Annotated in this window: 12 protein-coding genes; 2 read left to right on the top strand and 10 right to left on the bottom strand. The window is 43.3% G+C overall.

Going from position 1 to position 17,755, the window contains the following annotated elements; all coding sequences use genetic code 11:
- Positions 1 to 12: 12 nt before the first annotated feature.
- The gene (locus ACP26M_RS05960) at positions 13 to 3,438 is read right to left on the bottom strand and encodes a SusC/RagA family TonB-linked outer membrane protein (protein ID WP_426587030.1); all 3,426 of its coding nucleotides are present in this window, start codon (positions 3,436 to 3,438) and stop codon (positions 13 to 15) included.
- Positions 3,439 to 3,724: 286 nt separating this feature from the next.
- Complete coding sequence (locus ACP26M_RS05955; protein ID WP_426587028.1) at positions 3,725 to 4,852, bottom strand: FecR family protein; 1,128 nt, start codon at positions 4,850 to 4,852, stop codon at positions 3,725 to 3,727.
- Between the two features lie 626 nt (positions 4,853 to 5,478).
- Between ACP26M_RS05955 and ACP26M_RS05950 the strand changes: the two genes are divergently transcribed.
- Positions 5,479 to 6,048: an RNA polymerase sigma-70 factor gene (locus ACP26M_RS05950; protein WP_426587026.1), complete on the top strand. Its 570-nt coding sequence runs from the start codon at positions 5,479 to 5,481 to the stop codon at positions 6,046 to 6,048.
- Between the two features lie 257 nt (positions 6,049 to 6,305).
- The gene (gene rpiA, locus ACP26M_RS05945; RefSeq protein ID WP_426587024.1) at positions 6,306 to 6,995 is read left to right on the top strand and encodes a ribose 5-phosphate isomerase A; all 690 of its coding nucleotides are present in this window, start codon (positions 6,306 to 6,308) and stop codon (positions 6,993 to 6,995) included.
- A 3-nt stretch (positions 6,996 to 6,998) separates the two neighbouring features.
- On the opposite strand, the gene ACP26M_RS05940 is transcribed toward rpiA, so the two are convergent.
- The 8 genes from ACP26M_RS05940 to ACP26M_RS05905 all read right to left on the bottom strand — a co-directional run bounded on the left by ACP26M_RS05940 (position 6,999) and on the right by ACP26M_RS05905 (position 17,702).
- Positions 6,999 to 7,595 (bottom strand): TetR/AcrR family transcriptional regulator, encoded by a 597-nt coding sequence (locus ACP26M_RS05940; protein ID WP_426587022.1) that lies wholly within the window; start codon positions 7,593 to 7,595, stop codon positions 6,999 to 7,001.
- 4 nt (positions 7,596 to 7,599) lie between these two features.
- On the bottom strand, positions 7,600 to 8,199 hold the full coding sequence (locus ACP26M_RS05935; protein WP_426587020.1) for a TetR/AcrR family transcriptional regulator: 600 nt from the start codon (positions 8,197 to 8,199) through the stop codon (positions 7,600 to 7,602).
- A gap of 248 nt (positions 8,200 to 8,447) precedes the next feature.
- Positions 8,448 to 9,857 carry an efflux transporter outer membrane subunit gene (locus ACP26M_RS05930; RefSeq protein ID WP_426587018.1) on the bottom strand — a complete coding sequence of 470 codons (1,410 nt, stop codon included), beginning with the start codon at positions 9,855 to 9,857 and terminating at the stop codon, positions 8,448 to 8,450.
- A gap of 36 nt (positions 9,858 to 9,893) precedes the next feature.
- On the bottom strand, positions 9,894 to 13,049 hold the full coding sequence (locus tag ACP26M_RS05925) for an efflux RND transporter permease subunit (protein ID WP_426587016.1): 3,156 nt from the start codon (positions 13,047 to 13,049) through the stop codon (positions 9,894 to 9,896).
- 51 nt (positions 13,050 to 13,100) lie between these two features.
- Positions 13,101 to 14,273: an efflux RND transporter periplasmic adaptor subunit gene (locus ACP26M_RS05920; RefSeq protein ID WP_426587014.1), complete on the bottom strand. Its 1,173-nt coding sequence runs from the start codon at positions 14,271 to 14,273 to the stop codon at positions 13,101 to 13,103.
- A gap of 102 nt (positions 14,274 to 14,375) precedes the next feature.
- Positions 14,376 to 14,963, bottom strand: a complete 588-nt coding sequence (locus ACP26M_RS05915; protein ID WP_188832544.1) for a TetR/AcrR family transcriptional regulator — start codon at positions 14,961 to 14,963, stop codon at positions 14,376 to 14,378.
- Between the two features lie 282 nt (positions 14,964 to 15,245).
- The gene (locus ACP26M_RS05910) at positions 15,246 to 16,148 is read right to left on the bottom strand and encodes a helix-turn-helix domain-containing protein (RefSeq protein ID WP_426587011.1); all 903 of its coding nucleotides are present in this window, start codon (positions 16,146 to 16,148) and stop codon (positions 15,246 to 15,248) included.
- Positions 16,149 to 16,352: 204 nt separating this feature from the next.
- Positions 16,353 to 17,702, bottom strand: a complete 1,350-nt coding sequence (locus ACP26M_RS05905; RefSeq protein WP_426587009.1) for a deoxyguanosinetriphosphate triphosphohydrolase — start codon at positions 17,700 to 17,702, stop codon at positions 16,353 to 16,355.
- Between the last annotated feature and the right edge of the window lie 53 nt (positions 17,703 to 17,755).

Below are 17,755 nucleotides of genomic sequence, written 5' to 3'. Positions count from 1 at the left end.
ATAATTTAATGTTTAAAGTGTTACATTAAGCCCGCAGGTAAACCCTCTTAATACCGGGTACATTCTGAAATCGCCGCCCAGTTCAGGGTCCCAATCGCTTACATGGTTCCATTGATACAGGTTTTCGCCGCTGAAATAAACTTTCACAGCTTTAACTTTTATTTTCGCCAACAAGCTTGCCGGCAAACTGTAGTCAACAATTAAGGACTTTAACCGCAGGAAAGCGCCATTTTTTAACCAGAATGTAGATGACACCTCGCTATTGCTTGTGCCTTGCCAGTCGGTCATGATAGGACTTGGCATCGTGGCGCTAGAGGCTGTTTGCGGAGTCCATGCACTTTTCCAGATGGTTAAATTATCATTACCAGGCAAAGGCCGTCTGTAGTAAACATCGGTAGGCATAATGTCGTAGCGACCCAAACCGGCAAATACCGCGGTGAGGTTAAGCCCTTTCCAGCCAAATGTGAAGTTGAAGCCATAATTAACACGCGGTACCCCGTTTTTTGAAATGATTTGCTGGTCGTTCCCGTCAATTTTCCCATCGGGCGAATCGGTACCCAGCGGGCCCCTGATATCTTTGTAGATCAACATCCCGGGCTGTGGCTTGCTACCAAATATGGTGAAATTAGGACCATTAGCTTTTAAAATATTATCTACGTCCTGCTGTGTTCTGATAATTCCGTCGGATACATAACCCCATATAACCCCGTTGATTGGCTGTCCGATCAAATTCTGGTAACCACGAACTGATGCGGCCTGGTCAACCTTCAGATATTTGTTGGCAGAATATGACCAGTTGCCAGACACACGATAGAAAAAGTCATTGATGTGCCGTTCGTGACTAAGAGATAGCTCAATACCCCGTGCCGATGCTATTCCATAATTAACTGCAGGCAAGCTTGCTCCAACAGTACTTGGGACCGATGCTACACGTGCACCAAGGATATCGGTGGTTTTTTTGTACCATAAATCAACAGTTCCGGTAAGGATTCTTTTTGGCATGCCAAAGTCTAAACCCAGGTTGTAGTTATGATTTTTTTCCCATGTGATGTTGGGGTTGATAGTTGAACCCAACGTTGTTGAAGGCGGAAGCCCGGATCCTATATAAATACCTGAGTTTGCGTTAAAGTTGTAGGTTTGTTGCCACTGCCATGGAGCGGTATTATCTGTGCCGGTTATACCGTAAGAAAAACGCAGCTTCAAGACATCAAGGACTTTAGTATAATTTGCGAAGAAGTTTTCATTGGCAATATTCCAGCCTGCTGAAACGGCCGGGAAATATCCCCAACGCTTATTTGCCGGGAAAATATAAGAGCCATCAGCCCTCATGGTAAAGCCCAGCAAATATTTTGAGGCGTAATTGTAGTCGACCCTGCCAAAATAGGAAGCGAAGCCTGTAGGCTGGTTCTGATCGCCCCTGATGTACCAGTCGGTGCTATTGGTTGATCCGCCGTTAATTTGCTGATAGTTAGGGTTACTATAATTATCGTCCCAGATGTTTGAATAATGGCCCCGGTATGCCGATTGTTCATAGCCGGCAAACGCGCTGATATTATGAAGGCCAAAAGATCGGTCATAATTCAACATCAAATCCAGTTGGTAATTAGATGACTGCGAATATGACTCCTGCAATTCTGTAGGTGCACCAATTCCGGAAATCTGGGCCTGATCTAATATCTGATAGCCTCCTGATCGTGTTAAATCCAACTTATCGGTAACGATGTGGTTATGGTCGCCACCGGTTTGGAAATAATAAATGTAAGGTGCATTACGCCATGCTTTGGTGTAATTATTGGTGGTATTGTAGGCGAAAGTACCTTTTGCTGATAGTCCGGTTATGCCGGGGATATCATATTTCAGTTGAAAAACCGGGGTGATATTATTACCCGACGGCTTGGTGTAACCACCATTTCCCTTTGCCAGGTTGGCGGTATTAGTATTATCAAAGTTGCCAACAGGAAGGCCATTAATAAAAGACGGCCGGCCGGGATTTACCATTAACAACCTGTTGTACATGTTCGACAAATTGAAATCCCCATAATCATAGGCCCAGAACGGACGGCTGCCGTTATTCCATTCGCTTTGGATATTTAAATTATAGCTCCACCGCTCAGAGATTTGTCCATCTATTTTTGCTGTTAAATTATATTTACGGAAGGAATTTGAGGTTGCCCCTTCCTGCTGGAAATAACCTGCCGAGATGTAGTACCTGGCTGCTTGCGAACCACCGCTCACGGCTAAGTTATGTGAAGTATTCCAGGGATTACGCCAAGTATCTTTTAACCAATCGTACGAATGTGTTTTGAAATAATCTAATTCGTCAGGCGTATAGTAGCTTGGATCGTTTGCCGGCAAACCTTTTTGGGCAAACGCCTCATTGGCAAAAGTATAAGCATCAAAAGCATTCATTCTCCGCGGTGTAATTTCACGGTTATTCATGGTATATGATGCATTGTAGGATATAAAGGTTTTATTGGCTACGCCATGTTTTGTTGTAATCAAAACAACACCGTTACCGCCCCTGATACCATAAATCGCGGTTGATGCGGCATCTTTCAGGATACTGATATTATCGATATCGGCCGGGTTAATGGTAGAAAATGTTGTTGCATCCCTTACAAAACCGTCTATCACGTATAGCGGGTCTGTTCCGCCCTGCCAGGTGGAGGATTCCCTGATTTTAATATTAGCGCTTGCGCCGGGATAACTACCTTGCGTAGTAACGGTAACGCCCGGCGACAGGCCTTGCAACAAATTGGCGGGGGAAGATGTAGGGCGGTTTTCAAGTGCAGATGATTTAATTACACCTATTGCACCTGTCAGGTTTTCTTTTTTCTGTGTACCATAGGCAACCACAACTATTTCGCTGAGCCCGCTTACATCGGCTTCCATCTTTACCAGCATAGGTGTACCGGGAGTAACCTGCAATTCTTTTTTCACATAGCCAACAAATGAAAAAACGAGTGTTGCGTTCCCATCCGGCACCTCTATGTTGAATTTACCACTGGCGTCGGATATAGCGATGGCTTGACTTCCCTTTACTGAAATAGTCACGCCGGCCAGGGGTATGTTTTTGGTATCAAATACTTGCCCGCTTATCTTAACCGGGCTTACATTTAAACTGGTAACCACGTTATCAACAGCCTTTTCAATTTGCTGAAGGACAATATTGTTATTAACCTTTTTATAAGTTAAGGACTGATTTTTAAGGCATTCCTTTAAAGCCTCGTCTATTGAGGCATCTTTCAGATGAATGGTTACACTTTTATTCTGTACATCTTTTGAATCATAAAAAAACACATATCCTGTTTGTTTATTTATCTGGTTAAGTACTTTTTTCAGTGAGGAATTTGTTTCATCCAGGTTAATTTTTTGACTATACACTTTTGCGCTACATTCAAGAAGGGCAACTAACATGATCAAGGTAGTCAATTTCATAACTAATAACATTTTGCGCGGCCACGGACAACGCATGGCCATTAAAAAAGCATTTAATTTCATACTTTTGCTGAGTTGGGTTAACAGATAGTTAGAGACACTAAACATATTCCCGTTTTGCGGGGAGGGTTAACTCAACATTTATCCGCATTCCGATTGCCCTCGGGATGCGTTTTTTTTGAGTTAACCTTATGGGGATGGGCCTAAATTTTGAAGGCCGGATGTGTATTTATTTTTCCATATGGTTCCTTTTATTTTGAGGTGAATAATTGGTTAATTACAGATGTTAATTCATTACAATAATTGTTTTCCCATCTATTTTGTAATGTATTTGCTTGAAGCTCAGAATATCCAGTATTTGTGACAGATTGACGTTCCTGGAAATTTCGCCCGAAAACCGCCGTGAGGGTAATTGCCCTTCATATCTGATCTCCACACCATACCAGCGCGAAAGCTGCCGCATTACTTCCTGAATATTATTGTCTTCAAAAAAGAAAAATCCATTTTTCCAAGCGACCATTTCATCCGCATCTACATTCATAACATCGATCAGGCCGTGGTCAAACCTTGCTTGCTGGCCCGGTTTAATGATGTTACTCACTTTCCCTGCTGATACTTTTACACTGCCTTCGAGCAGGGTAGTTTTAACAGCCTGTTCATCATTGTAAGCATTGATATTGAAATGGGTGCCTAATACCTCTACTGTTTGCCCGTTTGAGATAACTTTGAACGGCTTTTTGGCATTGTGTGCAACTTCAAAATAGGCCTCGCCGGTAAGTTCTACCCTACGTTCGTTACCATTAAAAACTACCGGGTATTTTATTGATGACGATGCGTTTAACCATACTTTAGTACCATCGGCCAAAATAAATTGATACTGCCCGCCTTGCGGCGTAGCTGCGGTGTTATATATAATGTTCTTTGACGGATGGAAGTCCACAACAACATCCCTATAACTAATTTGGCCGTCGGCGGCTTTTTTTATAACGATGTTACCCTGACGTGCGAGTTTTCCAATCTTTGCACCATTTAATACAATGGTACTCCCATCCCCTAATGTTAATATGGCTTTGTTTCCGCCGGGGGCTACATCCTGTTTCTGAGGCTTAACTTCAGCTATTTGCCGGCGGGAATTATTATTAATGATAAAAAAGTATCCCCCCACAGCCATAAAAAAAAGTATTGAAGCAGCTATTGCCCAACGCGATAATTGTATCCTTTTTGTCCTTCCCTGTATTTCATTCAGCAGATTATCAAGGCTCTCTTTCTGATCTTCTTCCAATTGCTCCTGCGACAAATAAGGATCGCTGTGCTTGTATTTTAAATACCAGCTTTCAACCAAAGCATTCTCTGCCGGAGTAGTCATGCCGCTGTTATACCGTTCTATTAAATTTTCAATGTCTTGTGGTTGCATAATCGTTAAAGGATATATCATCCTTATTACCCCATATACAACTACAACCGGGGGGAGGGAGTAGATAAAAATAAAAAAAAGTAAAAATAATTTACCGGATCATAAAACGGGGAAGGTATCACCTGTTGTGATTGTAAGAAAGCTTATTGAACACTTACTTATATTCAGCTATTTCAAGTCGCCGGATCGACATCGTCTATGCTTTCAGATATAAGAATTTGTCACAAATAAATTCAACGCAAACGTTTGTTTATCGCAACAAGGCTCATAAATATGTTTTTTGAGTTTTATAACCGCGAAGTGTTGTTATTGAAAGCCTGTATTAATTACCCCGACGGTAAAATCTTTACCAATCAGTTAAAAATAGCGCTCTTAATCAGCGGATTAAAGCGACATAGCGCTTGCATTGAGGGCAAGAAACTTTTTGTTAAAGCTGATTCGCCCAAATTAACGCAAACGGTTGCGTAGAACTTTAGCGCTTAAAATCACTCCAGTCCTCTTAATTTGTAATAACAATTATACAATAGATAAACAAGGGCCCCGTTTCAGGCGATTCGTTTATCCCCGACCTCAATGGTCAGCAATCAATAAATATCGCTTGCAAATTATAATCAATGTAAACTTTAATGGCTTTGTACGGTAAATATAGTGACGACGATTTGATAACGCTGGTAAGGCAAGATGATATATCTGCTTTTACGGCGATTCATTCGCGCTATTACGGAGCGTTATATCAGCATGCGTATAAAAGATTGCCGGACAGGGATACCGTTAAAGATCTTTTACAGGAGCTTTTTATCCATTTATGGGACCAAAGGACATCAATTGATATTAAAGGCAGTTTACAAGCTTATTTATGTACCGCTATCCGGAACAAGGTTTTAAATGTTTTTAAGCACGAGAAAGTAAAAGCCAATTACATTACCTCACTAATTAATTTTGAGCACACCTGTGAATCTACCACGGATGAAAATTTAAGAAATAAAGAACTCATTGCCCTGATTAAGGCCGAAGTAAGCTCTTTACCCCCAAAAATGAAACTGATATTTGAGTTAAGCAGGGATTCAAACCTGTCGCACAACGAAATTGCCGAAATATTGGAAATAAGCCCCTTAACTGTTAGAAAGCAGGTAAACAATTCTTTAAAAATACTGAGGGCAAAATTAGCGTCACATCTGCTAACGCTGTTTTTATAATCAGGTTTTAAGACTTACGTGGTGTATTTTGATATGCGATAATACCATCCTAACAGATTACAAAAAATTTATGCTGTTTTAAAATGTTCCCGGTTTTGATTCGTCTTCATTATTAAAGAAGGTTAAAATCATTAAATAAACAATAACATGAAAAAGCATATCATATCAACAGCACATAGTCAGTTGTGGGAGGGCATAGACGACTAAAAGAGTAAATTAACAAAGGTTATTAGCGGCGGGTGCTGTATCTTAGCGCCATGACGGATTATAAACTGGAAGCAGCTAAAGCCGCTTTAACCTTGATTACCCCCAATCAAATTATTGGTTTGGGAGCCGGGAGCACCATAGCTCATTTGGTTAATATGTTAGCCCAGGATCGTAAGCTTGCGGCTTCCTTAATATTTACCTCATCATCATTCAAAACAACCCAGTTGTTAAGCAAACATGAGTTGCGCATTCAGTCGCCTGCCTTGCTTAATAAACTCGATATCTATTTTGATGGCTGCGACCAGTTTGACAGCGAACTAAACGCACTGAAAAGCGGCGGCGGCATCCATACTACCGAAAAGATCCTTGCCTCAATGGCGCATGAATTTATTTTGCTGGGCGATGAGGGAAAATTCTCAGCCCAACTTAACGCTACATATCCCCTGGTTATAGAAATATTACCCCAGGCCTTACAAATTGTACTGGCAAAACTGGCAACCCTGTTTCCTCAGGCTACGCTTACCCAGCGTATGAGCACACAAAAAGATGGTGCGTTGATATCTGATAATGGCAATATGCTGATCGATGTACAATTTACTGAGCTACCCGAACCGGTTAAATTAAATACCCTGGTTAAAATGATACCGGGTGTTGTTGAACACTCCTTATTTTACCAAATGGCCGGCAGGGCAATTATTGCAGGCGAAAATGGTATCCGGACTATAAGGCCTCAACGCTAACCCTCAGTTGGGATTATTTAAAACGGCGATACCCTTGAGCGTACACACGCCATAGTTAAAATGGTTTAAAAGCTGCAGCTGAACATCCCATAAATTAAATTCGACATGCGGGTATATGGAGGCGTTAAAACCAAGTTCAATCTGGTTAACCCGCATAATGGCAATTATTCTGGTATCAATTTCGGGACGGACATACCCTTGATCGATGCCCTTTTTTAAAAGCTTCCCGATAATATTTACCATGAAGCCTGTTTTAAATTTCAGGTATAACATCCAGCCTTCATGATGGTACTTTTGCAGATCGAACAAGACAGCAGGGTTTACCCTCGAAAAGATCTCCCCTGTACATTTGGTGAGCTCAACCATCTCATCCATCATATTACCAGTGTCACTAATAATTGAGCAAAGCATTGCCTCATCATCGGCCAGCCGCTTTTTTACAAGAGCAGTAACAAGTTCGTTTTTGTCCCTGAAATGCTGGTAAATTGTTTTTTTGGAGATCCCCAGATGCCGGGCAATATCATCCATGGTAATGCTTTTTATCCCTGCTTCAAGAAAAAGCGCTTCACTCCCATTTAAAACCCGCTCCTTATCAATCATAGTATTAGGTAGTTATCAACGCGGTGATCCCCCTGATAGCGCCAATCAGGATCTCCTGGTTCATTTTTTCATCCCGCGTGAGCTGGATCATGTTAATGGCTATCAATCCATGAATTACGGCCCAGTAGGTGTAGTATTTTTTTTGAACTTCCTCCTCACTTACCTCCCGGGGTGCATACAGCGCCCGTATCAATTCAGAAACCATCTCCGGAAAAACCAACGCTTCCGCTATCCGGTTTTCTACCGGGCTGCAACCTGTACCAACGGCAAACATCAACTGGTAAAGCTCCTTATAGGCAATAGCAAAGTTCCAGTAAGCCAACCACATAGCCTCCATCTGTTCAATGGCGTCTGTATGTGCCTCTTTTGCCAGCTTCACCATAGCTGCCAGTTTCAGGTGCCCCTTGCGGGCAAGCTCGGTGTACAAAGCTTCCTTGCTTTCAAAATATTCGTAAATAGCGGGAGCCGTGTACTCGATATGCTCAGCAAGTTTCCGCATACTTAACGCATCACATCCCTCACACTTAATCATATCCAACGCAGCGTCCAGTATCTTTCGGCGGGTATCATCCTTTTGCCGCAATATCCGTTCTTTACTTCCCATGTTTTAACCTCTCAATCACAAGCAAAATTTACTTTAATTTATTCATTAATAAATAATTAACCATAATTAAATTATCAATTTGGTTTAGATGATTGTATGATAACAGGTTTTACAAAAATCAATTAGTTGGCATAGATAATAAATGTTTAAACAACTTCAAAATATGTCAAAATCACCACTGGTTATAAAAGAAGCCCGGCAGCTCAATTGCAAACCGGGCTTCATGATTAACATGGTGCTAATGTCATCTATTTCCAACCGCCCCCTAAAGCGCGGTAAAGGTTAACTATGGCTTGTAATTCCTGCAAATGATCGTTAACGCCGCTTAACTGGGCAGCAAGCAAGTTTTGTTCTGAAGTTAAAACATCGGTATAATTTGTTGCCGAGCTGTAACGCAGCAACTCTTTGGTATAATCAACCGATTTTTCGAGCGCCTGCAACTGTTTAACTCTTGAGCCTTGTTTTTCAATGGCGTTTTGATAGGAAAACAACGCGTTGGTTACCTCCTGCCCCGCAGTGAGTAATGATTTTTGATAAGCATAATAAGCTTCCTGTTGCTGGGCTTGCGCCGTTCTTAAACGCGCCCGGTTTTGACCTTTGTTAAAAATGGGCTGGGTAATGCCGCCAACAAAGTTGTAAAATATGGAATGATCAAAAAAGTTCTTCAACTGCAGGGTTGATAAACCGGCCTGCCCGGTAATGGTAAGCTGCGGATAAAAATAAGTACGTGCCAGGTTGGTATTCTCAAACGCACTCCTGAATGCAAACTCAGCCTCCTGCACATCCGGGCGGTTTTTTAAGAGCTGGGATGGGATGCCCGTTTTCAGGTCGGCTACAGGTTTCTGTTCGCTTAGCGTTGTACGTTTGATAGTACCCGGGGCCCTTGCCAGTAAAATACTTAAAGCATTTTCAGCTTCGCGGATGCTTTGTTTAAGGTCGGGTATGGTAACCTCGGCGGCGTAACGGTTTGCTTCGCTTTGTACCACAGCCGCGCCGTTTACAACAGCACCTTCCTTCAGGGCTTTTACGGTCTCTACATCTTTTACCCGTATGGTAAGGGTTTGCTGAGTGATAGCCAATTGCTCATCAAGCGCCAGCAGGTTATAATAAGCGTTTGCTATATCGGCTATGAGCTGGGTTTGAACCGCTCTTTTTGCCGCGTCACTTTGTAGCAGTGATGCCAGCGCCGCTCTTTTCGAACTGCTTAATTTACCCCAGATATCGGCCTCCCAACTGGTATTCAAGGCTGCCTGGTAAGTAGTGGTTTTCAGGTTGAAGGAGTTGGCAAACTCAGGCGGAAAATTTAAGCTTGCCGCTGATGTTTTTGCCCTCGTAACGGTTCCGCTCCCTTCAAGGCTTGGCAGATATGCCGCCTTGCTCTGGTAAAATGTTGCCTGCGCCTCGTTAATGCGCTGTACGGCAGTTTTTAAATCGAGGTTTTCACGTAGCCCTTCCTGGATCAGGTTTACCAGTACGGTATCAGAAAATAGCTGGTTTACCGGCATGCTGGCCATTGATGTGGTATCGCTGATGGTGGTATCGCGATACAGCTTATCGGTATTTACTACCGGCTGCTGGTATTTTTTTGTAACACATGAGGCAAATACCGCCGTTGCTGCCAGCGTGGCCAATATTTGCCGTTTATATGAATGGATCATTTTTTTGCTTATTTATTGTTCTTAAAAATTTCGCGGTCAGGCTACCGTTTCGGTTTCAATCTCTATTTCTTTCCCCACAGGTTTACCGCTTACGCGTTCCTGGAGTGATTGGAAGATGATGAACAGTACCGGGATCACAAACACACCGAATATGGTACCGATCAGCATCCCGCCTACAGCGCCTGTACCTATTGAGCGGTTACCTTCGGCACCTGCTCCTGATGCAATCATTAGCGGGACTAAACCCAGTATAAATGCGAAGGATGTCATCAAAATAGGCCTTAAACGGGCAACTGAGCCATCAATAGCGGCCTGCACAATGCTTTCGCCGTTACGCCTGCGGGCTACCGCAAACTCAACTATCAGGACGGCATTTTTGGCTAACAGGCCGATGAGCATGATGAGGGTGATCTGCAAATAAATATTATTTTGAATGCCGAAGATCTTAGCGAAAATAAACGCGCCAGCCAAACCTATAGGCAGTGACAGTAATACTGCAAATGGCAGGATATAACTCTCGTACTGTGCACTTAATAAGAAGTACACAAACACCAAACACAGCAGGAAAATAAAAATAGTTTGGCTGCCGCTGGCAATCTCCTCGCGGGTAAGACCCGAAAACTCGAATCCATAACCGGCAGGCAATGTTTTTGCACCTACTTCCTGTATGGCTTTAATGGCATCGCCCGTGCTGAAGCCCGGTTTCGGAGCGCCGTTTACCGAAATAGAAGTAAACAGGTTAAAACGGTTAACTGATTCAGGGCCATAAACCTTTTTCAGCGTAACAAACTCAGATATGGGCGCCATTGTATTATTGGCATTGCGCACATACATGTTGTTCAGGCTGCCGGTAGTACCCCTGTAAGCGGCATCGGCCTGGATCATTACACGGTATTGCTTGCCAAACTCATTAAAGTTGGAGGCATAAACACCGCCAAAATATCCCTGTAAGGCACTTAATACCGAATTTACAGTAATACCGGCATCCTTACATTTAGCCACGTTAACATCAACCAAAAACTGTGGGAAGTTGGTATTGAAAAACGTAGACGCATATTGAATTTCCGGACGCTGGTTTAATGCGCCCAGGAACTTGCCGTTTATTTCGGCAAATTTCACAATATCGCCGCCGGTTTTGTCCTGCACCTGGAACTCGAAACCGCTGCTGTTACCAAAGCCTTGTAAAGTTGGCGGGGCAAAGAACAGGACGGTAGCACCTTTAACTCCGGCTGTCATGCCAAATAGTTTACCAATAATGGTGTTCACGTCAGATCCTTTGGCCGTGCGTTTGTCCCAGGGTTTCAGCTTAACCATGATTAAGCCGTATGAGCCACCCGCGCCGCTCAGTATACCCTGGCCGGCAACCCTGATAGTCGATTCCACTTCGGGCAAAGATCTTACCATACCTGATACCTTGTCGATAACTTCGGTAGTACGTTCCAGTGATGCGGCTGGCGGCAATGAGATATCACCAATAATAAAACCCTGATCTTCATTAGGCACAAAGCCCGATGGTGTTGTTTTTAGCAGGAACCAGAATATCAACCCAAAAACTGCAATGCCGGCAATGGAGAGCCATTTTTTGGCCGCAAGAAAGCTTACAGATTTTTTGTACTTGCGGGTAATTGTATCAAAGCTGGCATTAAAGGCTGTATAAAACCTTTGTAACAGGCCTGTTTTATGATGCTCGCCTTCGGGATGCGGTTTCAATAACAACGCGCACAATGCCGGGCTTAATGTTAAAGCGTTTACTGCTGATATAAAAATCGCGACAGCAAGCGTTAAACCAAACTGTTTATAAAACACCCCGGTTGAACCGGTAATGAACGTAACCGGGATAAACACGGCAGCCATTACCAAAGTGATAGATACTATAGCGCCGCTGATATCATTCATAGCGCTGATTGTAGCCGCTTTTGCCGATTTAGCCCCATGATCCAGTTTGGCGTGCACGGCCTCTACCACCACAATGGCATCATCCACCACTATACCAATGGCCAGCACCATAGCAAACAGGGTGAGCAGGTTAATGGTAAAACCAAACAGTTGCAGAAAGAAAAAAGTACCCACAATAGCCACAGGCACCGCGATAGCCGGGATCAGCGTAGAACGGAAATCCTGAAGGAATACGAACACTACGATAAACACCAATACAAATGCTTCAATCAGGGTGTGCACAACTTTTTCTATCGAAGCATCTAAAAAGTCATTAACACTAAAAAGGGAAATATAGCTAATGCCCGCGGGGAACGTTTTCGACGCGGCCTCAATGGTCTGCTCGCAGTTTTTAATTAACTCATGCGCGTTTGAACCCGCGGTTTGATAAATGGCTATAGCTACCGCAGGTTTGCCATTCATGGTAGTAGCATTGGCGTAACTTTGCGCGCCAAGCTCAACCCGCGCTATATCTTTCAGGCGCAACAACTGTCCTTTGGTTGATGAGCGGATAACGATGTTTTCAAACTCAGGCACACTGGTAAGCCTGCCTTTATATTTCAATACATACTGGAACGACTGGTTATCGTTCTCTCCTACTTTACCCGGCGCGGCCTCAATATTTTGCTCGGCCAGGGCATTGTTCACGTCATCGGGCACAAGGCCGTAGGTGGCCATTACATCGGGCTTTAACCAAATACGCATGGAATAATCCTGTATTCCAAATGATGACGCATCACCTACACCGCTGATACGCTTGATCTGCGGCAGCACGTTAATGTTGGCGTAGTTCTGCAAAAATTTCTCGTCGTAGCTTTTATTATCGCTCGACAGGGAAAATACCATCACCATACTGCTTTGGCGTTTACTGGTGGTAACGCCTGCCTTGGTAACCTCGGCAGGGAGCAAACTGGTGGCTTTTGACACCCTGTTCTGCACGTTTACCGCCGCCAGGTCGGGGTCGGTGCGTTGTTTAAAATAAACAGTGATAACAGCACTGCCGTCATTACTTGCAGTAGAGGTCATGTAGGTCATGTTCTCCACGCCGTTAATTTGCTCTTCGAGCGGTACGATAACACTTTTCATTACCACTTCGGCATTAGCGCCCTGGTATGATGCGGATACCTGCACGGTAGGCGGTGCTATATCGGGGTATTCTGATATGGGCAAGGTTGTAAGGCCCAGGATACCCAGTATTACAATAATTACCGATATTACGGTAGATAGTACTGGTCGTTCAATGAATGTACGTAACATATTGTTTATGTTAATGCCGGGTAAAAAGGAATCCGGCCGGTGTTGTGAAAATTATTTTAGATCTTTATATACCACGGCGTTTTCCTGTACTTCCGGTTTGATAACCATACCGTCTTTTAAACTGCCAGCGCCATCGGTAACAATGGTATCACCTGCCTTAAGGCCTTCGGTAACTACATAATATTGGCCCGTGGTGAGGTCCATAACCCTCACTTCGGTATTTTTAACCGTTCCTTTGCCGTCAACCACATAAACAAAATGCTTTCCCTGCAGCTCATAAGCGGCCTTTTGAGGGATCAGCACGGCATCTTTTACAGTCTGGGGGATCTGTATAGTAGCACTTCCGCCGCTGCGGATCAGGCCAACAGGGTTTGGGAATGCGGCCCGGTAACTTGCCGATCCGGTTTCGGTATTAATTAAACCGCTGATGGTTTCCACCTTACCTTTTTCGGCATAAGTGCTGCCATCCGGCAATACCAGTGAAACAGGAGGCGTGTTGGCCAGCTTTTCATTCATGGTTTTTCCCTTTACCGTTCTCGAAAAATCAAGCAGCTGCTTTTCATTCAGCGCGAAGTAAGCATACACCTTACCGATATTGGATACTGTTGTTAAAGGCTGCGCGGTTGAACCGGTGATAAGGCTACCTAATTTATAAGGAATGGCCCCTACCACGCCATCAACCGGGCTGGTTATTACCGTATAACCTAAATTGGTTTTGGCGTTTGCTAAACTGGCTTTTGCCTGGGCAAGGGTGGCCTTGCGGGCTTTTAACGTGTACTCGGCCGATTCAAGCTCATAATGGCTGATGATATCTTTTTCAACCAACGGCCTGGTTTTGTTAACCTGCAGTTGGGCAGCGCTTACATCAGCTTCGGCACTGGCTATGGTCGCGGTAGCAGTGTTTACGTCCTGGGCGTATTGCGGCGCGCTGAGCTTAAAAAGCAACTGGCCCTTTTTTACAACGCTGCCCTCGTCAATGTAGATCTTATCTACATAACCATCAACTTTAGGACGGATCTCTATATTTTGCTGCCCCTGGAGTGTGGCAGGGTATTCGTTGTTCAGCGTGGCGTCATGTAAATTGATTTTAAAAACCGGGTAGCTTTGCGGTGGCTGGGGGCCTCCCGCAGCCATGGCACTGCCCTGGTTTTGGCTGCCGCCGCATGACGACAATAAAATCAAAGCGGCCCCAAAGCCGGTTAGCAGTTGAACTGTATTTTTCATAAATATAAACTTGTAGTTATTAGAGTGAATTGATATTGAATACATTGTGATGTGTGTTAAATTATTTTGTTTGACGATTGCGTTAATCACCGGATAAATTTTTTACTGGAAAATCATTTTACAGATCATCTTCTTTCGCTCATTAATGAGGCAGGTATAACTTTCATTGCTCAGGTTAAACGCCTTTTTATATATGGGCCCCATGATAAGCGGGTATGACATCAGCGAAAACAGGTTCAGCACAAAATGCATGGGGTTCATCCGTTCAATATTACCCGCTTCCATTTCGGCGCTGATCTGCTCCATGAACTTATTGATATGGTGCGGCCTGGCCTCGTTTGTGTACTTACAGATGTTTGAATTGATCTCGGTGATCAGGAAAGTTTCCTGGTAGGGGTAATTGTTGGCCTCAGTTAAAAACAATTCTATAAAACTTTCAACCTTGCTTTTAAATGGCATGTCGGATGCCATAACAGCATCAAGGCGGGTTGTTAAAGCAAGCATAGCTTCCTTAAACACCTGCTCAATTAAAACATCCTTAGTGCGGAAATAGTAATTTAACAAGGTGCGGCTTACACCGGCCGCGTCGGCAATATCCTGGGTATTGGCATGGAGCCGCCCCTCGGCAAAAAAAATGTGCTTAGCGGTGTCCTTAATTAATTGTTCGGCACCTGTGTCCCTTATCGGCATAAACAAACCTGGCGTTTAACCGGGCACACTATTGCGCCCGGCTGCATCAACAACTGATGACAGGGCAAAAGTGGCTCAATTATCGTTTTTGCAGAATGTTTAAAGGATGGCGCAATATGTCAAAAAGTCGTTTTTACCAAAAACATTGTAATGGAATGGTAATAATAGTTACAGCGTTGCAACGATACTTATCATTTGCAATTAAAATTATAACGGATAGTGTAGTAACTGTGTACCAATGAGATCGGGCTGAGAAGAATTTTTCCAGGGAGGGCTATAGGCTTATAAAGGCGTTTGACGGTATTTACTGGGACTGGTACCGCATTGTTTTTTGAAAAACTTGCTAAAAAAGAACTGATCGGCAAAGTTGAGATAGGTAGCAATCTGGGCTATGGTTAGCGAGGGGTCGTTAAGGGCGACTTTAGCTTCCAGGATCACAATCTCGTCAATGAAGTCGCCCGCGGTTTTGCCGGTAATTTCCTTTACAGTTTGCGAAAGGTATTTAGGGGTAATATTCAGCATGGCAGCATAAGCCTGTACGCTTCTTTCTTCCTTAAAATGCTGCGGAAGGATTTTTAGAAACCGAAAAGTCAGTTCCTCCTTACGCGTGCCTTTTACTTCCGCTATTTTTTGTTGCTTTTGATATAACGCGCCTATCTCATAAACAAAACCGGTAAAAATGCTTAGCACAACTTCATCCTGGAATGCCAGATCATTACGATTATCCATTTTACTTTCAAGGATTTTCATAATTGATATAAGATTATCGGCCGAATCCTGATCAATAACCAGTAACGGATTTACCTGCGATGATAAAAAATCAAACGCTTCTACATTTTTTGTGTGGATACTGGTAGCAGATAGATAAGCCGAGGTAAATATGATCGAGGTAAGCCTGCAATCTGGCGAAACATTCAGAAACTGGCGAACGGTATTGGGAGCTACCATCAGGATATTGTTCTTTTTTAATTTATACTCCAAAAGGTTGGCATTAATTGATAACTCACCTTCATGAACAAGCGTTAAAAAAAAATGATCTGACCGGAAGGGGTGCAAAATAGGCACCTCAATATCCCCCGGATTAAACGACATAATATGCAGGCCTTTATACTGATTGGTAATACCAAGCGGGGCAAGCAATTGCTCCATGGTATGCATCTGTACAGGCAGGATATCTTTCGGCATAGTAAGCAATAATAACTATTATTTGCACGAATTATTACGAATTGAACGAATTACGTTCATTTTCGGCAGATGAACTGAAATAAAAAAGCGTCATTGCTGTAAGATACGAAGCAATCCCCTATAAGCAGGGCCGATCTGTATAGTTTGGGATTGCTTCGTATCTCGCAATGACGCTTGTACTTTGTATCCGATTATTACCGCCTATCAGCTCATTGACGGGAACGAAATCCCCTTAATTTTTCTGAACAACTCAACCGCATACAGATCGGTCATGCCCGAAACAAAGTCAAGAACGGTCTGGATCTTTGAATAATCGTCATTGGCTTTGGTTAAAAACTGTTTAGGGATCAGTTCGATCAGTTTCTCGTGGTATTTTGAATTATTTTTTAAATAAGCAGGGACAAACTCTTCCAATAAACCACCCATTACCTTATAACCGGCAACTTCCTTCTGCACTACCGAGCTATAATTGTAAATCTTTTTTACAGAAACCTTTTCGATTGCTTTCATGGCAGACCGGAGTGGTTCTTCAATCGCATCCATCAGTGCCGAATTAAAATCGCCATTCATGATCTCTTCCTGTTTGTCATAAAACAGATTTGAACATTGATTTACCAGTGTATTGATTGCTATTGCCCTCAAATAGCCAACTTTGGCATCTGTATCATCAAACTCTTCCAGTCGTTCTTCCATCCGGGGAATAGTACACAATGGCATTAGCAATGCTTTTACTTCCTCATAGGAGAGTATTTTAAGGCGATGGGCATCTTCCAGATCAACGACATTGTAGCAAATATCGTCAGCCGCCTCAACAAGGTATACTAATGGATGCCTTTTGTAAATAAGTTCATCTTCATCTCCCTCTACCCTGATCAAACCCAAATCTTGTGCTATCTTTTCAAAATCCAGTTGCTCTGAGGCGAAGAAACCATATTTCTTTCGGTAGATGATACCCTTTTTATGCCCGGCTACAGATGAACACGGGTATTTTGCAATAGAAGCGATGGTTGAATAAGTTAATGCCAAACTCCCCCGGCCTTTACCTGCAAACGGATGCGTCAATAATCTCAGGGCATTGGCGTTACCTTCAAAATGGGTCAGATCTTCCCATTGCTGAGCGGTAACGGCGTCTTTGTAATCCTTACCTGCTCCCTCCGCAAAATAATGTGAAATGGCTGATTCGCCCGAATGGCCAAAGGCGGGATTACCCAAATCATGGGCTAAACAGGCGGCAGCCACCATATTACCGATCTCACTGATCAGCGGATATTTCTTTTCTACATCTGGATCTTCTTTAAGCATCCTGTTAAAATGCATCCGCCCTAATGAACGGCCCACACTGGCTACCTCCAAACTATGGGTAAGCCGGTTATGTACAAAAATACTTCCGGGTAGAGGGAATACCTGGGTTTTGTTTTGCAACCTCCTGAAGGGTGATGAAAAAATGATCCGGTCGTAATCCCGCTGAAACTCCGATCGTGCATCGATATGGTTTGCAATATATTTATCCTCGTAACCCCAGCGTTTTGCCGATAACAGTTGATCCCAGTTCATTATAGTTTGATGTATATAGAGCGGCAAAAGTAGCTATTATGCATGAAAGAAAT

It is taken from the genome of Mucilaginibacter sp. R-33 (assembly GCF_049949235.1).
Taxonomy (GTDB): domain Bacteria; phylum Bacteroidota; class Bacteroidia; order Sphingobacteriales; family Sphingobacteriaceae; genus Mucilaginibacter.
Note: the sequence above shows the minus strand (reverse complement) of the source record. Positions and strands in the feature narration are given on the sequence as shown.

Bases quoted from the DNA above. Each gene is read 5' to 3' on its own strand.
- ACP26M_RS05925 (WP_426587016.1), bottom strand. From the start codon at position 13,049: ATGTTACGTACATTCATTGAACGACCAGTACTATCTACCGTAATATCG.
- ACP26M_RS05960 (WP_426587030.1), bottom strand. From the start codon at position 3,438: ATGAAATTGACTACCTTGATCATGTTAGTTGCCCTTCTTGAATGTAGC.
- ACP26M_RS05930 (WP_426587018.1), bottom strand. From the start codon at position 9,857: ATGATCCATTCATATAAACGGCAAATATTGGCCACGCTGGCAGCAACG.
- ACP26M_RS05955 (WP_426587028.1), bottom strand. From the start codon at position 4,852: ATGCAACCACAAGACATTGAAAATTTAATAGAACGGTATAACAGCGGC.
- ACP26M_RS05950 (WP_426587026.1), top strand. From the start codon at position 5,479: ATGGCTTTGTACGGTAAATATAGTGACGACGATTTGATAACGCTGGTA.
- ACP26M_RS05935 (WP_426587020.1), bottom strand. From the start codon at position 8,199: ATGGGAAGTAAAGAACGGATATTGCGGCAAAAGGATGATACCCGCCGA.
- ACP26M_RS05920 (WP_426587014.1), bottom strand. From the start codon at position 14,273: ATGAAAAATACAGTTCAACTGCTAACCGGCTTTGGGGCCGCTTTGATT.
- ACP26M_RS05910 (WP_426587011.1), bottom strand. From the start codon at position 16,148: ATGCCGAAAGATATCCTGCCTGTACAGATGCATACCATGGAGCAATTG.
- ACP26M_RS05940 (WP_426587022.1), bottom strand. From the start codon at position 7,595: ATGATTGATAAGGAGCGGGTTTTAAATGGGAGTGAAGCGCTTTTTCTT.
- ACP26M_RS05905 (WP_426587009.1), bottom strand. From the start codon at position 17,702: ATGAACTGGGATCAACTGTTATCGGCAAAACGCTGGGGTTACGAGGAT.
- rpiA (WP_426587024.1), top strand. From the start codon at position 6,306: ATGACGGATTATAAACTGGAAGCAGCTAAAGCCGCTTTAACCTTGATT.
- ACP26M_RS05915 (WP_188832544.1), bottom strand. From the start codon at position 14,963: ATGCCGATAAGGGACACAGGTGCCGAACAATTAATTAAGGACACCGCT.